Annotated in this window: 16 protein-coding genes; 9 read left to right on the top strand and 7 right to left on the bottom strand. The window is 61.4% G+C overall.

The window, feature by feature from the left end; genetic code table 11:
* Nucleotide 1: 1 nt before the first annotated feature.
* Genes FFI16_RS10310 through FFI16_RS10290 form a run of 5 tightly spaced genes read left to right on the top strand, consistent with a single transcriptional unit; the run spans nt 2 to nt 5,879 of the window.
* Complete coding sequence (locus tag FFI16_RS10310) at nt 2-934, top strand: DUF58 domain-containing protein (protein WP_138815194.1); 933 nt, start codon at nt 2-4, stop codon at nt 932-934.
* Complete coding sequence (locus FFI16_RS10305; protein WP_017136650.1) at nt 931-1,425, top strand: DUF4381 domain-containing protein; 495 nt, start codon at nt 931-933, stop codon at nt 1,423-1,425. Before FFI16_RS10310 ends, FFI16_RS10305 begins: the two co-directional genes overlap by 4 nt.
* Nucleotides 1,418-2,506 (top strand): VWA domain-containing protein, encoded by a 1,089-nt coding sequence (locus tag FFI16_RS10300; protein ID WP_138815193.1) that lies wholly within the window; start codon nt 1,418-1,420, stop codon nt 2,504-2,506. The genes FFI16_RS10305 and FFI16_RS10300 overlap by 8 nt, the downstream gene beginning before the upstream one ends.
* Nucleotides 2,503-4,242, top strand: a complete 1,740-nt coding sequence (locus tag FFI16_RS10295) for a tetratricopeptide repeat protein (RefSeq protein WP_138815192.1) — start codon at nt 2,503-2,505, stop codon at nt 4,240-4,242. Before FFI16_RS10300 ends, FFI16_RS10295 begins: the two co-directional genes overlap by 4 nt.
* Nucleotides 4,239-5,879, top strand: coding sequence for a BatD family protein (locus tag FFI16_RS10290; protein ID WP_138815191.1), 1,641 nt, complete (start codon nt 4,239-4,241; stop codon nt 5,877-5,879). Before FFI16_RS10295 ends, FFI16_RS10290 begins: the two co-directional genes overlap by 4 nt.
* Before the next feature lie 99 nt (nt 5,880-5,978).
* Here the strand turns inward: FFI16_RS10290 and FFI16_RS10285 are convergent, their stop codons facing one another.
* A complete protein-coding gene (locus FFI16_RS10285) occupies nt 5,979-6,272 on the bottom strand; it encodes a hypothetical protein (RefSeq protein ID WP_138815190.1) in 294 nt (97 codons plus the stop codon).
* A gap of 352 nt (nt 6,273-6,624) precedes the next feature.
* Nucleotides 6,625-7,191, bottom strand: coding sequence for a hypothetical protein (locus FFI16_RS10280; RefSeq protein WP_138815189.1), 567 nt, complete (start codon nt 7,189-7,191; stop codon nt 6,625-6,627).
* 426 nt (nt 7,192-7,617) lie between these two features.
* On the opposite strand from FFI16_RS10280, the gene FFI16_RS10275 reads away from it, so the two are divergent.
* The 4 genes from FFI16_RS10275 to FFI16_RS10260 all read left to right on the top strand — a co-directional run bounded on the left by FFI16_RS10275 (nt 7,618) and on the right by FFI16_RS10260 (nt 13,569).
* Nucleotides 7,618-7,917, top strand: a complete 300-nt coding sequence (locus tag FFI16_RS10275) for a DUF6124 family protein (protein ID WP_178112659.1) — start codon at nt 7,618-7,620, stop codon at nt 7,915-7,917.
* A 185-nt stretch (nt 7,918-8,102) separates the two neighbouring features.
* Nucleotides 8,103-9,344: an exonuclease SbcCD subunit D C-terminal domain-containing protein gene (locus FFI16_RS10270; RefSeq protein WP_138815188.1), complete on the top strand. Its 1,242-nt coding sequence runs from the start codon at nt 8,103-8,105 to the stop codon at nt 9,342-9,344.
* A complete protein-coding gene (locus FFI16_RS10265) occupies nt 9,341-12,979 on the top strand; it encodes an AAA family ATPase (RefSeq protein WP_138815187.1) in 3,639 nt (1,212 codons plus the stop codon). The genes FFI16_RS10270 and FFI16_RS10265 overlap by 4 nt, the downstream gene beginning before the upstream one ends.
* Nucleotides 12,976-13,569 (top strand): glutathione S-transferase, encoded by a 594-nt coding sequence (locus FFI16_RS10260; protein WP_138815186.1) that lies wholly within the window; start codon nt 12,976-12,978, stop codon nt 13,567-13,569. The genes FFI16_RS10265 and FFI16_RS10260 overlap by 4 nt, the downstream gene beginning before the upstream one ends.
* Before the next feature lie 55 nt (nt 13,570-13,624).
* Here FFI16_RS10260 and FFI16_RS10255 read toward each other — a convergent pair whose 3' ends face one another.
* From FFI16_RS10255 to FFI16_RS10235, 5 genes are all read right to left on the bottom strand, one after another.
* Complete coding sequence (locus tag FFI16_RS10255; RefSeq protein ID WP_056860271.1) at nt 13,625-13,804, bottom strand: hypothetical protein; 180 nt, start codon at nt 13,802-13,804, stop codon at nt 13,625-13,627.
* 156 nt (nt 13,805-13,960) lie between these two features.
* Entirely contained in the window at nt 13,961-15,136 is a 1,176-nt protein-coding gene (locus FFI16_RS10250) for a lactonase family protein (RefSeq protein WP_138815185.1), read from the bottom strand.
* Entirely contained in the window at nt 15,123-15,419 is a 297-nt protein-coding gene (locus tag FFI16_RS10245) for a DUF5629 family protein (RefSeq protein WP_099488835.1), read from the bottom strand. The genes FFI16_RS10250 and FFI16_RS10245 overlap by 14 nt, the downstream gene beginning before the upstream one ends.
* Nucleotides 15,420-15,498: 79 nt before the next feature.
* Nucleotides 15,499-17,874 carry an RND family transporter gene (locus FFI16_RS10240; RefSeq protein ID WP_138815184.1) on the bottom strand — a complete coding sequence of 792 codons (2,376 nt, stop codon included), beginning with the start codon at nt 17,872-17,874 and terminating at the stop codon, nt 15,499-15,501.
* A gap of 15 nt (nt 17,875-17,889) precedes the next feature.
* Nucleotides 17,890-18,942, bottom strand: coding sequence for a YCF48-related protein (locus tag FFI16_RS10235; RefSeq protein WP_138815183.1), 1,053 nt, complete (start codon nt 18,940-18,942; stop codon nt 17,890-17,892).
* Between the last annotated feature and the right edge of the window lie 77 nt (nt 18,943-19,019).

Genomic DNA, 19,019 nt, shown 5'->3' with positions numbered 1-19,019 from the left:
CATGAATGCCAGCGATGGAATCCGCGTCACGCTCAGCGAACTGATTGAGATGCGCCACCGCGTGCGCGAAGTGCAGCTGTTTTCCACGCCGAGCCAGCGCAGCCCGCTGATTGGCCTGCACCACTCCAAGCTGCGCGGGCGCGGGGTCGACTTCGACCAGGTGCGCGTGTACCAGGCTGGCGACGACGTGCGCACCATCGACTGGCGCGTGACGGCGCGTACCCAGGAGCCGCACACTAAACTGTTCCATGAAGAACGCGAACGGCCGATTTTCATCATGGTCGAGCAAAGCTGCCGGCTGTTTTTCGGCTCCGGGCAAATGTTCAAGTCGGTGCTCGCCGCCCAAGCTGCCAGCTTGATCGGCTGGGCAGCGCTTGGGCACAACGACCGCGTCGGCGGGTTGGTGTTCGGCGACAGCGAGCACTACGAAATCAAGCCCCGGCGCAGCAAGCAAAGCCTGCTGCAACTGCTCAACCGTCTGGTGCGCGTGAACCAGAGCCTGAATACCGAAAGCCGCCCCGAAGCCGACGCGTTGGGCATGGCCCTGCGCCGTGGCCGTGAAGTGCTGCGCCCGGGCAGCCTGGTGATTGTGATCTGCGATGAGCGCGCGCTGACCGAAGGCGCCGAGCAACAGCTGAGCCTGCTGTCACGCCATTGCGACCTGTTGTTGTTGCCGATCTCCGACCCGCTTGACCACGCCCTGCCCGCCGCCGGGCTGCTGCGTTTTGCCGAGCGCGGCGCGCAATTGGAACTGGACACGCTGAATTTCGATTTGCGCCAGGCTTATAAAGCCCAGGCCGAGGAACGCATTGCGCGCTGGGAACTGCTGGCACAAAAACTACGCATTCTATTGATGCCCCTGAGCACCCAAAGCGAAATGGTCGAGCAATTGCGCGAATACCTCAACCCGCAACGCCCGGTTAAAAAGCAATGAGCAGCCTCGACCAACTGCAGCCACTGATCGCCCCGCCGGCCATCGGCTTCTGGCCGCCTGCGCCGGGTTGGTGGTTGTTGCTGCTGGTGATTCCACTGCTGGGCTGGGGCCTGTGGTGGCTGCGCCGTTTCCTGCCCACCCGCCGCCCCGTGGCCCGCGCCGAACAACCGCTGGACCCGCTGCGCATCGCCGCCCTGGCTGAACTTGCGCTGATGCCCAAACCCTACGACGGCGCACCCGCCGGTGCCTGGCTGCAACAACTCAATGGCCTGCTCAAGCGCCTGTGCCGCAACGACTACCCCTACAGCCAGAGCCACACCCTCAACGGCCGCAAATGGCTGGCGTTCCTCGACAACCGTTGCCCCGCCGCCGGCCTTACGCGCTGGATGGTGTTGGTCGAAGGCGCCTACAAACCCGAATGCAAACTCGACGACAAGGCCATCGCCGGCCTGACCCAAGCCGTCGATACCTGGATTCGCAAACATGTTTGAGTTCGCCTGGCCGTGGATCTTCGCCCTGTTGCCCTTACCGTGGTTGATGCGCTTGATCCTGCCAGTGGCCGACAGCGGCGAACCCGCGCTGAAGGTCAGCTACCTGGCCGACCTTGAAGGCCTGGCGCGCCGCCGTGCGCGGGTCAACCTGCCCGGCTGGCGCCAGCAAGCGCCGTTTGTGGTGTTGTGGCTGCTGCTGCTGACCGCCGCCGCGCGCCCGGAATGGCTCGGCGAACCGCTGCCGATTGCCGCCAGCGGCCGTGATTTGCTGGTGGCCGTGGATGTGTCCGGCTCCATGGACTTCCCGGATATGCACTGGCAGGACGATGACGTCAGCCGCCTGAGCCTGGTGCAGCATTTGCTCGGGGACTTCCTGGAAAGCCGCGAAGGCGACCGCGTGGGCCTGATCCTGTTTGGCAGCCAGGCTTACCTGCAAGCCCCGTTGACCTTCGACCGGCGCACCGTGCGCACCTGGCTGGATGAAGCACGTATCGGCATCGCCGGCAAAAACACGGCCATTGGCGATGCGATTGGCCTGGCCCTGAAACGCCTGCGCCAGCGCCCGGCGCAAAGCCGCGTGCTGATCCTGGTCACCGATGGCGCTAACAATGCCGGGCAGATCGACCCGCTGACCGCTGCGCGCCTGGCGGCCGAAGAAGGCGTGAAAATCTACCCGATCGGCATCGGCGCCGACCCGGAGCAAACCGGCTCGCTGGGCATCCTGGGCGTCAACCCGAGCCTGGACCTGGATGAACCAGCCTTGAAGGCCATCGCCGACGCCACCGGTGGCCGCTACTTCCGCGCCCGCGACGGCGACGAACTGCAAAAGATCAAGGAAACCCTCGACCAGCTGGAGCCGGTGGCCCAACAGCCCACCCAGGCACGCCCGGCCCAGGCGCTGTATAGCGCGCCGCTGGCGTTGGCGCTGATCCTGAGCATGTTGCTGGTGGTGCAAGAACGCTGGCCCAACAACGCCTTGCAACGCGCGTTCAATAAACTCTCGACCAAGGGCATTTTCCTGCAACAGCACCCGCAATGGCGCCAACGCCTTAAACGCCTGCGCTTGCGGAGGCGTCGATGATCGACCTGTGGCCACACTGGTTCCGCCCTTGGTGGCTGTTGCTGCTGCCGTTGCTCGGCTGGCTGCTGTGGCAGCTGTGGCACCGGCAAAAGCGCGCCGGGCGCTGGCAGATGATTTTGCCGCCAGCGTTTCATGCGGTGCTGCTCAGTGGCGGCAATGGCCGCGAAAGCAAATCGCCGTGGGTGGTGCTGGGCATCGCCTGGCTGCTGGCCGTGCTGGCATTGCTGGGTCCCAGTTGGCAAAGGGTTGAACAGAACAGCCAGAAACCGGCCGACCCGGTGGTGGTGCTGTTGGAACTCACCCCGGAAATGCTTGCCACCGACAGCCCGCCCAACCGCCTGGAACAGGCGCGGCGCAAGCTCTACGACTTACTGCAAGCGCGCGACAACGCGCCAACCGCCATCGTCGTGTATGCCGGCAGCGCCCATACGCTGGTGCCGCTGTCGGACGACCTGGCCACCAGCCACAACCTGCTCGAAGCGCTGCGCCCCTCGATCATGCCCGAGCCCGGCCATCGCGCCGACCTGGCGGTAGAAAAAGCCCTGAGCTTGCTCAAGCAGGCCGGCCTCGGCCAGGGGCGCCTGTTGCTGGTGGGCTCGTCGCTGTCCAAACAGGAGCGCCAAGGCATCCGCCTGCAGTTGCAGAGCGCCCAGGCCCCGAGCCTGTCGATCCTCGGTATCGGCAGCCGCGAAGGCACGCCGGTGACCCAGGAAAGTGGCGAGTTCCTCAAAGATGACCAGGGCGCCATCCTGGTGCCACGCCTCGACAGCCCGACGCTCAAGGCCTTCGCCAGTGAAATGGGCGGCCGTTACCGCGCCGCACGCCTGGACGACAAAGACCTGCGCCAGCTCAACCTGCTCGACGGCCCGCAACAACTGCGCAATGACGGTCAGTTGCTGCACCTCGATACCTGGGCCGACCAGGGTTATTGGTTGTTGCTGCCACTGCTGCTGCTCGCCGCTTGTGCGGGCCGCCGTGGCTGGCTGTTTTGCCTGCCGTTGCTGCTGTTGGGCGCACCGCAGCCCAGCTATGCCTTTGAACTTCAGGACCTGTGGCTGCGTCCCGACCAGCAAGGCCAATACCTGCTGAAGAAAAAACGCCCGAGCGAGGCCGCCGAACATTTCGAAGACCCGCAATGGCAAGGCGTTGCCCTGTATGAGGCGGGCAACTATGCCGAGGCGATCAAGCGTTTTGCCCAGGGCAATGACGCCTATTCCCACTACAATCGCGGCAATGCCCTGGCCAAATCCGGCGAACTGGAAGCCGCCATCGACGCTTATGAACAAGCGCTCGAAGCCCAGCCCGACCTGCAACCGGCGCTGAAAAACAAAGCGCTGGTAGAGGCCCTGATCCAGGAAAAAGCCCAGCCGGAACCGGCCAAGCCTGTCAAAAATGAGGATGACGAAACCACCCAACCCGGCCAAACTGCGCAACCGGGCAGCAGCGGCCAAAGTGCCACAGGCGGCGAGCAATCGCCCCAGGGCCAAGGCCAGGCCAGTGCCGGCGATAACCAAGCGGGCGCTACCCCCAAAGCCGGCGGCAACGACGTACCGGGCAGCGAGCTGGGGGACGAGCACACCACCACCCCGCCCCTGCGCCCCGCCGATGCGAGCATTGATGGTGAGCATCGCCAGGCGCTGGAGCAATGGCTGCAACAGATCCCGGACAACCCCGGCGAGTTGCTGCGGCGTAAATTCTGGTACGAACAGCAACAACATCAGGACAAGACTCAATGAGCCGCCGCACCACCCTTCTGCTCCTGCTTGCTCTCTGGGCAGGCCACGCCCAGGCGGCTAACCTGGTGGCGAGTGTCGACCGCAGCCGCGTCAATTCCGGGGAAACGGTGGAGTTGACGGTGGAGTCCAGCGACGTCACCCAGTTCGGCAAACCCGACTTGTCACCGCTGGATGCGCAGTTTGAAGTCAGCGGCACGCGCCAGATCAATCAGCTCACCACCTTGGGCGGCGATAACCACGCCACCACCCGCTGGATCATCACGTTGCTGCCCAAGGAAAACGGCACCGTGGTAATTCCGCCGCTGCAAGTGGGCGAGCTCAAGACCCAGCCGATCAGCCTGCAAGTGCTGGAGACCGCCAGCCAGAACACCAGCGCCGAACTGGCGCCGGTGTTTATCGAAGCCAACCTCGACCAGCGCAGTGTGTACGTGCAGGCCCAGGCGCTGTTGACCGTGCGCGTGTACCACTCGGTGTCGCTGTACGACGACAGCAGCCTCACGCCGTTGCAAATCCCCGATGCGCGCATCGAGCAATTGGGCGAGTCGCGCACCTACGAAAAGGTCATCAACAGCATTCGACACGGCGTGATCGAAACCCGTTATGCGATCTACCCGCAGCACAGCGGCGCTCTGGTGATACCGGCGCAGACCTTCAGCGCCACCTTGGTGGAATCGCGTCCGCCACAAGAGAACACGCTGCAAGGCACCAAACCGGGCAAGTTGATTCACGTAAGCTCGGCCGAGATCGCACTTACCGTCAAACCCAAGCCGGAATTCTACCCCGCCGACGCCGCCTGGCTGCCTGCGCGCAGCCTGACCCTGAGCGAAGCCTGGAACCCCGAGCCTGACCATGTACAGGTCGGCGACTCCCTGACCCGCAGCCTCACGGTCAAGGCCGAAGGCCTGTCCAGCGCCCAATTGCCGGCACTGCCCACCAGCGACATCAACGGCCTGCGCCGTTACCCGGACCAACCGGTGCTCGCCAACCAGAACAGCGACCGTGGCCTGATCGGCAGCCGTGAAGACCGCGAAGCCCTGGTGCCCACCCGCGCCGGCAGCGTGGAAATGCCCGCCGTGGAAGTGGTGTGGTGGAACACCCACGAAGATCACCTGGAACGCACCAGCTTGCCGGCGCGCACGCTGCAAGTGGCGACCAACCCAAGCCTGGTGGTGGACACGCCCGCCACGCCAACGGTGATTACCGCACCGGACGATGACCGCCTGTGGCTGTGGCAACTGAGCACCTTGCTACTGGCCTGCACCACGCTATTGGGTTTCGGCTTGTGGTGGCGTGCCCGTCGCCAACCCGCCGTGCAACGCGCCGTACAAACCGGCCCGAGCCCGCGCTCGCTGTTGGACGACCTCAAGCGCGCCACCCAGGCCAACGACCCGCAAGCCACGCGCCAGGCACTGGATGCCTGGGCGCGGCAACAGCCCGAAACCCTGGCGGATATGGCGGCGCGGTTTGTGCCGTTGTCGGATGCCTTGGACGGGTTGAACGGCGCGCTGTACAGCGAAAGCGGCCAGTATTGGCTGGGTGAAGACCTGTGGCGTGCAGTCAAGGCCATCCCGATGGTCGAGCGCGAGCAAGATACGGCGACGGATAGCACCAGCTTGCCGCCGTTGTATCCCAAATAACTTACGCAGCTATTGAGGATCGTCTTCACGCGAGTGAGGACTTTCCCCATCGATCATCGATCCTGGCATCCAAAAAAGCCAGGCCCCATCAGGCGTGCATCAGTTATAAATACTGTGGTAATTGCGCGCCAATCGGGATGAGTGTTTTTTTAAATGGTCGACGTTATCCATATCGAACCGCTCATCTTCCTTGCCCGGCCTGCCTCGATAAACGCCAATATCCAACCTACGCAACAGCTTGGGTCGATCCAGGATTTCCGTCGCAACGGCTTGTGCCTCAGCAGAAAACGTCTTATCGCTGGGTAGCAGCCCGGCAGCTTGCTTCAACTCATTGAAATTCACATATTCATCACCGCCACCGAATTCATTAAAGTGCTTGCCCACCTGCTCCATCAGCTGGCGGTCACTCCAATGTGAGGGTGGGTCTGCGGGGCGTTGAGCAGATACTGGGTCCCGGGAGTCACTACTGCGGGGAGGCGTTACAACAGTGGATTGGATTGGACCAATAGACATCGCGTTCTCACACTCTAAAAAACAATAGGAAGCCCAGTTGCCAGATGGCCAGGGCACTCATTGAGTGATCAACATGTATTGCTCGGTTCCTTGGACGGTCTGAGTATGTGCGACAAAATATCTGCCAACGGATCCCTCCAACTACCGCCGCTGTATCCCGGTAAATCTCTACCCACCTGACAGCACAAAAAAACCTGTGGGAACTGGCTTGCGATCAAGCCTCGGTCGAACGTTAACGATAAGTGTCGCGGTAGTTACCTTCAGCGGTCACATTCGCGTCATTGATCCATTCCAGACGACGATCGCGGTTCAGGATGTGGTAACCATGTTCAATAAAACCCTCCCACGCCCCGGCTGGCGTGCCGAATGCGGCGTAACCGGTACTGGTGTAGCCCTCCAGGACGCCGTTGTTCGAGTACTTCCCGCGGTCTTCGCCCACTGCCGTCAACGACGCGTCAATCCAGTTGAGAACCCGCGCAGCATTGTAGGCAGCGTCCGCCCTCGACGCCGGATCAGGGTTGCTGGCGGTCCAATCACCCAGACGCTCCTTGATGAGTGCCAGATGGATATCTTTTTGTGGCCCTAGGTTTTTTAGAATGGGGTTGTCGAGAATAATCTGCTCGGCGCTACGACGATCATTCTCGGGCCGCCGGACGTTCTGCGTGGGCACGCTGCCCAAGGCTTTTTCACCGGTGATGGCAACTGTAGAAGTAGAGTGTGCGACAGTCACTTTTGCAGGAATTAGCAGTTGCTCAAGCAGAGGCCTGACGAATTGAAAACCAATATAAAAATTAAACATCTGAACAACCCCTGAAAATACGTAGAGAGAGGCCACCGCCAAGCGGGGCACACGAGGTAGTTGGCAGCCGCCAGGCAACCGGTTCCCCTCTAAGTGCCAAGGATTGTTGCGCATTGTGAAAGGCCAGCAGTCCATATCCCTTTAATTTGCGGGAAGTTTCCTAGACAATCCTTTGGCCTTGCGCCTGCTCACTTCACTGGCTAGCCTTCGCTCCGTCGCTGCATATCAGCGATCAGGAGTGAGATCCTGTGAACGGAGTGCCAAGTGCCACAACCGCGAGCAACATGCTCTATGGCGGCTGTGTGCGGGCAGACTTAGGTCTGGCCGGGTGCTCCTGACCGGTTATCTCACCCCGCACATAGCTGCCACCTTTTGTTGAGTGAGATCTGCAAAAGAATGGCTCCCAAACTTTTAGGAGTTTCATTCATGACCAAAATCGTCCCAGACCCACCTCGCTTCACCCTCGACCGCGAAATCTTTGAGCGCGCCCTGAGCCACTACCTGCAACCCGCCCCACCGCCGTCCTTCACCGTGCATCACGACCTCAGCTTCGAAGACGCCCTCGCCCAAATCTGCGACCTGTTGCGCTGTGCAGCCGCCACCGCAGCGGGCACCCGCGAGGCGCTCACAGGCGATCAACGCCACATGGCCGGCGCCACCGAGCACTTGATCAACCAGGCCAAAACCCTTGCCGACCGCGCACTGGAGTGCATGAACGCCGCGTAACCCTCTGTAGGAACTGGCTTGTGTGGGAGCTGGCTTGCCTGCGATGGCATCAGCGGGGTTTACTTGAAAAACCGAGGTGTCTGCATCGCAGGCAAGCCAGCTCCCACATTTGATCCGGGTTGTCCGCGAGAACGGTGTTTTACAGGTAAACTCCCCTCCTTTTCATCTTCTCCACGGAGTTCGCCTTGCGTCTGTTCCACACCTCCGACTGGCACCTTGGCCAAAATCTGCACGGCCAGGAACGCGATTACGAACACGCGTGTTTTCTCGAGTGGCTGCTGGGCCAACTAAAAGCCGAGCAACCGGATGCGCTGCTGATCGCTGGCGACATTTTCGACACGGTCAACCCGCCGCTCAAGGCCCAGGAGCGGCTGTACGACTTCATCATCAGCGCCCACGAACAAAACCCCAAACTCACCATTGTGATGATCGCCGGCAACCACGACTCCGGTTCGCGGATCGAGCTTCCCGCGCCGTTGATGCGTCGCCTGCGCACCCATGCGTTGGGCCGGGTGCTGTGGCTGGATGACGGCCAATTAGATGCCGAGCGCCTGCTGATCCCGCTGCCCGACGCCAAAGGCAAGATCGCTGCCTGGTGCCTGGCGCTGCCGTTTTTGCGCCCGGCGGAAGTGACCGGCGCGCACTTGGGCGATGATTATTTGCGCGGTATCGGCCAGGTGCATGAATGGCTGATCGCGGCTGCCAATGCCAAACGCAAAAAAGGCCAGGCGCTGATTGCCATCAGCCATGCGCATATGGCCGGCGGTTCGGTGTCGGAAGACTCCGAACGCAGCCTGATTATCGGCAATGCCGAAGCACTGCCCGCCAAACTGTTCGATGCCAGTGTGAGTTATGTGGCGCTGGGCCATTTGCACAAGCCGCAGCAGGTCAATGGCGAGGAGCGCATTCGCTATAGCGGCTCGCCCATTCCGCTGTCGTTTTCCGAAATTGGCTACAAGCACCAGATACTCGATGTGACCTTCCAGGGCCAACGGCTGGTGGGTGTCGAGCCGCGCCTGATCCCGCGCTCGGTCAACCTGCAACGCCTGGACGCCGCGCCACTGGCGGATATCCTCGCGCAGTTGGCGGAGTTGCCCGACATCGACCTGCTCGCCGAAACCCAGCGCCACCCTTGGCTGGAAGTGCGCGTGCGCCTCGACGAGCCGCAACCGGACCTGCGCCAGCAAATCGAGACCGCCCTGCAAGGCAAGGCCGTGCGCCTGGTGCGCATCGCCGCCGAATACGCGGGCAAACGCGGCAGCGACGAGACGGACGACGAGCGCCTGGTCGAACTCGACCAGCTCACCCCCCAGGAGCTGTTCAGCCGCGCCTGGCAGGACAACTACGGCAGTGAGGTGGATGAACAGACCTTGAAGGATTTCGCCGTGCTGCTCCAGGAAGTGCAACAGGAGGGCGAACAGCCATGAAGATCCTCGCCATCCGCCTGAAAAACCTCGCCTCCCTGGCGGGCCCGTTTGAAATCGACTTTACCGCCGAGCCCCTGGCCAGCGCCGGGCTGTTTGCGATTACCGGCCCAACCGGCGCGGGTAAAAGTACCCTGCTCGATGCCTTGTGCCTGGCCTTGTTTGGCGCGGTGCCGCGTCTGGACGATACCGGCCAGGCGAAGATGCCGGATGCCGACAGCGATATCTCCATCGGTGACCCGCGCACCTTGATCCGCCGTGGCACCGGTGGCGGTTTTGCCGAAGTGGATTTCGTCGGCGTCAACGGCCGTCGCTACCGGGCGCGTTGGGAAGCCAACCGTGCCCGCGACAAGGCCAGCGGCAAGTTGCAGAACAGCCGGCAAAGCCTGATCGACCTGGACAGCGACCAACTGCTGGCCAGCCAGAAAACCGAATACAAAACCCAGTTGGAACTGGCCCTGGGCTTGAACTTCGAGCAATTCACCCGCGCCGTATTGCTGGCGCAAAGTGAGTTCAGCGCGTTCCTCAAGGCCAATGACAATGAGCGCAGCGAACTGCTGGAAAAGCTCACCGACACCGCGCTGTACACCCAGCTCGGCCGCCGCGCCTTCGACAAGGCCAAGGAGGCCCGGGACGCGCATAAACAGCTGCAAGACCAGGCCACCGGTCTGGTGCCGCTGGCGCCCGAGGCCCGCGCCGAACTTGACCAGCAATTGGCCCAGGAGCAGCAGCAACTCAAGACCCAGCAGGCCCAACTCAAGCTGCTGGAGCTGCAACACACCTGGCTCAAGGAACTGCGCGAATGGCAAGAGCGCCAGCTCAGCGCCACCGAACAGTTGCAGCAAGCCCAGCAACAGTGGGAAGGCCAAGGCCAGCAACGCCAGGACCTGAGCCGCCTGGAGCAGTTAGCCCCGCAACGCCATCAGTTCGCACGCCTGGCTGAACTCGACACCTTGCTTACGCCACTCGCGGCTCAGATCCAACAGCACCTTGAGCAACAAACCGCGTTGCATATACGTCAGGAGCAATCGCAACAGCAGCAGGCCGCCGCCCAAGTGGCACTGGCTGACGCCTTGAAACACCAGGCCGACGCCGTGCCTTTACTGCGCCAGGCAGTTGAACAACAGAGCACCCTCACCCACCTGAGCAAAGACCTGGCCAAACGCAGCGACGACCAACAACAGCAGGACACCGCCTGCGCCGAAGGGCAGTCGTTGCTCAATGGGTTGCTGGAGAAACAGGCCCAAGTGGCCGGGCGCCTGCAACGCCTGGCCGCCGAACTTGAGCGCAGCGCCGCGCTTGCACCGCTGAGCGACGCCTGGACCGCCTACCGCGATCGCCTGCAACAACTGATGCTGATCGGTAACCGCCTGAACAAGGGCCAGGCCGAACTGCCGCAGCTTGAACAAACAGCCGCCACCGCTGCCGAAAAATTCACCCAGCAACGCGAAGCCTTGGACCTGCTGTATCAGGAAGCCGGTGCCGAACCGCACGCCGTGGCCGAGCAGGTCCAACTGCTCGCCAGCCTCTTGCAAGACAACCGCAAGCAGCAACGCGCCTTCGAAGACCTCACACGTTTGTGGGACAGCCAACAACAGCTGGATCTACAGAGTGCCGCGCTGACGCAAAAACTCGCAGACGCGCAGCAGCAACGTGAACAACTGAACCAGACCGGCCTGCAAACCAAGGCCGAACTCACGGTGGCCGAGCAAACCCTGTCGGTCACCAAACAACTGCTGGAACGCCAGCGTTTGGCGCGCAGTGCCAGTGTTGAGGAGTTGCGCGAGCAGTTGCAGGACGACCAACCGTGCCCGGTGTGCGGCAGCCATGAGCATCCGTATCACCAGCCCGAAGCCTTGCTGCAAAGCCTTGGCCGCCATGACGAAAACGAAGAAGCCGCAGCGCAGAAAGCCGTTGATACGCTGAAAGAAAAACTCACCGAGCTGCGTGGCGAAGTGGGCGGCTTGATCGCCCAGCAGAAGGAGTTCCTGCAACAGCAGGAACTATTGGCGACGCAACAACAGGGCCTTGCCCCCAGTTTGCACGCGCATCCATTGGCCGCCTCGCTGTTTAATCAGGACGCCGCCAAGCGCAGCGCGTGGCTGGCCCAACAGCTTAATCAGTTGACGCAAAGCATCGCCCAGGATGAGCAACGCCAAGGCGCCTTGCTCAACTTGCAAAACAATGCCGGGCGTTTGCAGCAACAACTGCAAGCCGCCCAGGATGCCAGCCAGCAAGCCCGCCAGTTGCTGGTGGACCAGCAGCGCGAACTGGCCAACGACCGTGAGCGCCTGGACGAAGAACTGCACGCCTTCGCCGGCCTGCTGCCTGCCGACACCCTCGACGGTTTGCGCCGTGAACCGGCAGCGACCTTTATGCAACTGGACCAGCACGTCAGCCAGCGCCTGGAACAGTTGGGCCATCAGCGTGATGAGTTGGCTGAACAGCACGAACGTCAGCAGGCCATCGAAAAAGAGCAGACCCACCAACAGCATCGCCAGCAGCAGTTGGCGGCCTTGCAACAGCAAGTCACCGAACTGGCCACACAGCAACAGGCAGCCCAGGAAAAACTCACCGCCTTGCTCGGCGAGCACACCAGTGCCGAACACTGGCAGCACCAGTTGGATCAGGCCGTGGCGCACGCACGCCAACGCGAGAGCGACGCCAACCAACAACTGCAAGCAATTCGTGATGCTTTGATCCAACTGGCCGCCGACCTCAAGGCCCAGCAGGAACGCCAACAGGCGCTGACCGCCGAGCAGCAGACCCTCGACGCGCGCCTGAGTGAATGGCGCGCGCTGCACCCGCAACTGGATAACGATGGGCTTACACGTTTGCTGGCCTTTGATGACAGCCAGGTCAGCGCCTTGCGCCAGCAGTTGCAACACAGCGAAAAAGCCGTCGAGCAAGCCAAGGTGTTGCTGCAAGAGCGCGAACAACGCCTGGCCGAACACCAGGCCTTGCACAATGGCAACCTCGACGCCGAACAGCTGGACAGCAGTCTCGCCGCGCTTAATCAGCAACTGGCCGAGGGCGACAGCCGTTGCGCCGAATTGCGTGCGCGCCAGTCTGAAGACCAACGTCGCCAGGACGCCAACCATGTACTGGGCGAGCATATCGCCAAGGCCTATGAAGAGTGGCAGCGCTGGGCAAGGCTGAATGCGCTGATCGGCTCGGCCACCGGCGACACGTTCCGCAAGATCGCCCAGGCCTACAACCTCGACTTGCTGGTCCACCACGCCAACGTGCAGTTGCGCCAACTGGTGCGCCGTTATCGCCTCAAGCGCGGCGGCAGCATGTTGGGGCTGTTGGTGATGGATACGGAAATGGGCGACGAATTGCGCTCAGTGCATTCGCTGTCGGGTGGCGAGACGTTCCTGGTGTCGCTGGCGCTGGCATTGGGGCTGGCGTCGATGGCGTCCAGCACCTTGAAGATCGAGTCGCTGTTTATCGACGAAGGTTTTGGCAGCCTCGACCCCGAATCGCTGCAATTGGCAATGGACGCGCTGGACGGCCTGCAGGCCCAGGGCCGCAAGGTGGCGGTGATCTCCCACGTGCAGGAAATGCATGAGCGTATCCCGGTGCAGATCCAGGTCAAGCGCCAAGGCAATGGCTTGAGTACCCTGGAGGTCAAGTGAGCGAGGCGTTGCTGTATTCGTTTCGGCGCTGCCCGTATGCCATGCGGGCGCGCCTGGCCTTGCGCTATTCGGGCGTGCCCGTGCACATCGTCGAGGTGAGCCTCAAGGCCAAGCCGGCCGAGATGCTCGCGCTGTCGCCCAAAGGCACGGTGCCGGTGCTGTGTGTGAACGGCCGGGTGATCGAGGAAAGCCTGGAGATCATGCAATGGGCACTGGCGCAGCACGACCCTGATGATTGGTTGCTACAGGGCGACCCGAGGGTTCAGGCACTGATTGCCGAGAATGATCAGGTGTTCAAGCATCATTTGAATCGATACAAGTACGCCGAGCGCTACCCGGAGCAGCCGATGGAACATTATCGGGCTGAGGGCGAGGTGTTTTTGCACACGCTGGAAGGTTTGCTGGCGGGAAATGACTACTTGCTGGCCGAGCATTTGAGCCTGGCCGATGCGGCACTGGCGCCGTTTGTGCGCCAGTTTGCGCATGTGGATCGCGAGTGGTTTGCGCAGACGCCGTACAAGCGGTTGCAGCATTGGTTGCAGCGCTTTCTGGAATCACCGCTGTTTGTGGCGGTGATGGCAAAACCCTGAGATCCACACAATCAAATGTGGGAGCTCCCACATTTGACCGTCGCTTGGCTCAAGCTCAGTGCTGGGCTTTGTGGTCCAGTGCGGCATAGAAGTTGGCGCTTTGTTGCAGGTATTTCTGGGTGTAGGCCGTGGTGCTGGATTTTTTGCCGGAGACTTCCACGCTGGCAGCAGCAGGCAATGCCACGGTGGCGGAAACAGCGGAAGCGGCAATGATGGAGAAGAGGTTCAAGTTCATGGCGGTAACCCTTGTGTTCGTTTGGTTAGGTGGCCTGGGAAGGCCTTGGAACCAAACTTACGCCCGAGGGTTGAGCCTTAGAAATGCTTTGAAACAGTAGCCGCTATTAATAGAATTAATACAAAGGGTCAGGCCCCGCAGTGCGGGGCCTGTGGCTTATTGACGCACCAGGAACTTGAGGTCGCTGGGGGCATCGATCGGCAATTTCTGCACGGTTTTACCCAGCAGGCCGGTCTTGGGGTCGCGTTCAACCACCACGATTTCATTGCTTTTCTGGTTGGCGATCAGCAAAAACTTGCCGCTCGGGTCCAGGCTGAATTCGCGCGGGTGGTCGCCTTCCACGGAACGGCGTTGCAGTTCCTTGAGGTGCGCGGTGGCCGGGTCAATGCTGAATACCAGCATCTGGTTGGCGGTGCCGCGGTTGCTCACATACAGGAATTTACCGTCGCTGGAGGCGTGTACGGCGGCGCCGGCCTTGTCCGAAACCGGTTGGCCCGCAGCAAAGTCCACCAGTTGGGTCTGGCTGAGCTTGCCGTCCTTGTAATCGTAGACCGCGACCTGGGCACTCATCTCGGTGGTCAACCATGCATGCTTGCCGTCAGCGCTGAACAACAGGTGGCGCGGGCCGCTGCCCGGTGGCAGTTGCACAAAGGCGGGATCGGCCGGGGTCAAGGGCAGTTCATGGTTGGCCTTGGGATCGTAGTGGTAGGCAAACACCTTGTCGGCGCCCAGGTCCTGCACAAACACATACTTGCCGTCCGGTGACGACACTACCGAGTGGACGTGGTTGGAGGCCTGACGCTCCGGGTTCACGCGGCTGGCCGGGTGCCCGCTCAACTGCACCGGCGCCGACAGCTTGCCGTTGGCGTCCACCGGCAGCACCGCCAGGCTGCCGCCCGGATCTTCCAGTACCGAATAGTTGGCGACGAACAGGTAACGGCTGTCAGCGGCCAGGCTGGAATGGGTCGGTTCGTTGCCCAGGCTCTGCACTTGGTTGATCAGGCTGAGCTGATGATTCTGCGGGTCAATGCTGTAGCTGCTGACACGGCCGACCGGGTCTTTTTGCCCTGGGCCGTTTTCGTTGACCACAAACAGGTGCTTCTGGTCTTTGGATATCGTCAGCCACGAGGGGTTGGCCGCCTTGGCCGCCAGCACCGGCTTACCGCTGAACTGGCCGGTACGGCTGTCAAACTGCAGGCGGTAAATACCTTCGCTGGTGCCGGCGGTGTAGCTGCCCACCAGCAGTTCATAGGTGTCGGCCGGGGCGGCTTGCACCGACATCGCACCGACACTGCCCGCCATCAGCAGGGGCCAGAATTTACGCATCATCATCCGCTTCGTCCTCGTCGTTATTGTTGTCGCCTTTGATAGCGCTTAAGCAGACCAGCCGGTACTCACCGTCTTCGTTGCTCAAGAGCCAGCTTTGCAAGCTTTCATCAAAGGTGGCGGCACTCAGTTGTTCTGGACTGAACTTCCAACGCTTGAGTTCCCGACCGTCCATGCTCTCGATCAGCAAATGCTGGTCAAAGCTGAACTCGAAGGCATGCAGGCCGTTGATGATCAGCATGTCGCTGTCGGTCAGGGCACTGCTAAGGTTTGGTTGTGCGTCGGTCATGGTGTGAGGTCACTGCGGGGGGAAATGACACATGATAGGTCAAATCCCCCGCCGTGCCTCGCGGCGATGGTTTAAATACTCAGTGCGCAAACAGCGAATTGCCCTTCTGCCCCGCCAGCTTCTCGGGTTTGATCAGGAACCGAGCCAGTGCCGGCAACAGCCACAGTGCACCGAACATGTTCCAGAGAAGCATAAAGGTCAGCATCAGGCCCATATCGGCCTGGAACTTGATGGCCGAGAAGATCCAGGTGCACACACCAATGGCCAGGCACAGGCCGGTGAACAACACGGCTTTACCGGTGGACTTGAGCGTCTGGTAGTAGGCCTCTTGCAACGGCAGGCCGGCGCGCAGGAAGCTTTCCAGGCGGCTGTAGATGTAGATGCCGTAGTCCACGCCAATCCCCACGCCCAACGCCACCACCGGCAAGGTCGCGACCTTGACGCCGATGCCCATGAACGCCATCAGGGCGTTGCCCAGCACCGAGGTCAGCACCAGCGGCAGCACGATGCACAGGGTCGCCGCCCAGGAGCGGAAGGTGATCATGCACATGGTCGCCACACACAGGTACACCAGGATCAGGATGGTCAGCTCCGACTCCTTGATGACCTCGTTGGTGGCGGCTTCGATCCCGGCGTTACCGGCGGCGAGGATAAACTCCAGGCCGTCCTTGTTGTTGTCCTTGGCGAAGTCCTGCACCGCATGCACGGCGCGGTCGAGGGTTTCGGCCTTGTGGTCGTTGAGGAACACCAGCACCGGTGCCAGTGAGCAATTGTTGTTGTACAGGCCGTCGGCGCGGGCAATGGAGTTGTTCAGCACGTCGGGGTTGCGCGACAGGGTTTCCCATTTGAGGTTGCCCTCGTTCATGCCCTTGATCATCTGCTTGGACACGGTCACCAGCGAGATCGCCGACTGCACGCCCTCGGTGTTCTGCATCTTCCACATCAGTTGGTCGATGGGCGCCATGGCTTCATAACGCGAGCAGCCTTCGGCCTTGGTTTTGACCATCACCACCAGTACATCGGAGCTGGTGGAGTAGTTGCTGATGATGAAGTTGTTGTCTTTGTTGTAGCGCGAATCCGGGCGCAACTCCGGTGCGCCCTGGTCGAGGTCGCCGATCTTGAGGTTCTGGCTGTACCAGAGGCCGCCGCCGAAGGCGACCAGCGCGAGCAGAATCGAGACGGGCGCAACTTTGGGGCTGGCGAATTTGGACAGCAGGCGCCAGAACGGGTGTTCGCGGTGCGCATCCTTCTTGCTCTTGGCGATGGCGCGCTTGCTGATGCCGACATAGGAGATCGCCACCGGCAGCAGGATCAGGTTGGTAAACACAATCACCGCCACGCCGATGGAGGCGCCAATGGCCAGTTCGCGGATCACGCCGATGTCGATGATCAGCAGCGTGATAAAGCCCACGGCGTCGGCGAGGATCGCAATCATGCCGGGCAGGAACAGTTGCCGGAACGTGCGCCGCGCGGCGGTCAGTGCGTTATCTGCTTCGCTGGATTGCAGCGCGATACCGTTGATCTTCTGCACGCCATGGGAAATACCGATGGCGAAGATCAGGAACGGCACCAGCATCGAATACGGGTCCAGGCCAAAGCCGAAAAAGTGCATCAGCCCCAGTTGCCAGATCACCGCCACCAGGGTGGTACTCAACACCGCGATGGTGCTGCGCAGGCAGTTGGTGAACCACAACAGCAGGATCAAGGTGATGACAAACGCGATGCCGAAGAACATCACCACCATCACCAGGCCGTCAATCAGGTCGCCGACCTTCTTGGCGAAACCGACGATGTGGATCTTGACGTTGGGGTTCTGGGCTTCGAATTTGTCGCGGATCTTGTCTTCGAGTTCATGGGAGAACTTGCGGTAGTCCAGGGCCAGCAGCTTGCCCTGGTCCTGTGGGTCGGGGTAGGACTCCAGCAAAGGAATGTCGACGATGCTCGATTTGAAATCGTTAGCCACCAGACGCCCAACCTGGCCGGACTTGAGCACGTTATTGCGCAGTTGGTCGAGGCTTTGCGGCGAGCCGTTGTAACTTTGCGGGATCACCTCACCGCCGGCAAAACCCTCTTCGGTGACTTCGGTCCAGCGCACGCTGGGGCTCCACAACGACTTGAGGCCCGAGCGGTCAACGCCGGAGATGTAGAACACCTCGTCGTTGATCTGGCGCAGGGTCTCCATGTAGTCCTTGGTGAAGATGTCGCCGTCTTTGGCCTCCACCGAGATGCGCACGGTGTTGCCCAGGTTTGCCAGGTCGTTACGGTGCTCCATCATCTTTTCGATGAAGGGGTGCTTGAGGGGGATCATCTTTTCAAAGCTGGTGGACGGGCGAATCAAGGTCGCCTGCCAGAACAGGAAAATACTCACCAGCAGGCAGATAACGATCACTGCCGGGCGATTGTTGAAGATCAGGCGCTCAAGAAAGGTCGCTTTATCGTTGTGATGACTGCTCATTCTTTCCCCGCCTTCTTATTGTTTTTCGAGTTCAGCGCCGGTTGGCTGGGCAACACGAACGCCGCCCTGGCCCGCCAGAATCAAGTTGCCATTGCCTGCCGCCGTGACCGACGACAGTGAAATGCGGTCCGGGCGGTTGAACACACTGAAGGTCTGGCCGTCGTCGTGGCTGATCACCACGCTGCCGCCGTTGCCGACCACCACGATGGCGCCGTCATCGAGCAACGTCGCACCCGACAAGCCGAACTCCAGGGCACCGCGTGTCGCATTCAATTGGACCTGTTCCCAGGTGCTGCCGAAATCGGCGGAGCGGTAAAGGTTGCCGCGCAGGCCATAGGCCAACAGGGTCTGCGGCTGGGCGGTGCCGATCACACCGAACAGCGACCCTTCATACGGGCCTTCGAGTTTTTCCCAGGTCTGGCCGTCGTCGCTGGAGCGGAACATGCTGCCCTGCTCGCCGACGATAAACAGGCCGGCGCCCTTGATAGCGGCGATGGCATTGAGGTGGAACTGGTCTTCGTTGTCGAGGCGATCGCTCACGTCGTCCCAGGTTTTGCCGCCGTCGGTGGTTTCGATCAGCGCACCGTAGGCACCCACGGCCAGGCCGTGGTTGGCATCCTTGAACCACACGTCGAGCAATGGCGCTTCGCGCTTGAGGTCCTGGTATTGCTGAGCCCAAGTGGCGCCACCGTCGGTGCTGGCCAGGATCTGTGCGTCATGGCCCACCGCCCAACCGTGTTTGTCATCGACAAAATACACCGCCGTGAGCAGTTGCCGGGTCGGCACTTTGGCTTGGGTCCAGGTACTGCCCTGGTCATCGGAATACAGGATGTGCCCGCGATCGCCGACCGCCACCAGGCGCTTGCCGGCATGCACCACGTCGATCATCAGGCCTTTGGCGGCCTTGGGGGACTCAATTGCAAATACCGGCTGTGCGCTGCTGGTGTCGCCGGTTGCCAGCGCGGGGGTGGACAACACCCCAAGCAGCGAGAGCGCTGTGGCCAGCATCGCAACCCTGCGTGCGGCGCGCGGGCGGCAAACAGCCCAACCCATGACAGGCTCACTCATAGACCTTTCTCCCCATTTATTATTGTTAGGTGGTCTCGCCTTCCCGGGCTCTGAAACCTGCAATCTAGAGCGCCTGG

The sequence above is a fragment of the Pseudomonas sp. KBS0710 genome (genome assembly GCF_005938045.2).
In the GTDB taxonomy this organism is placed as follows: Bacteria; Pseudomonadota; Gammaproteobacteria; order Pseudomonadales; family Pseudomonadaceae; genus Aquipseudomonas.
Note: the sequence above shows the minus strand (reverse complement) of the source record. Positions and strands in the feature narration are given on the sequence as shown.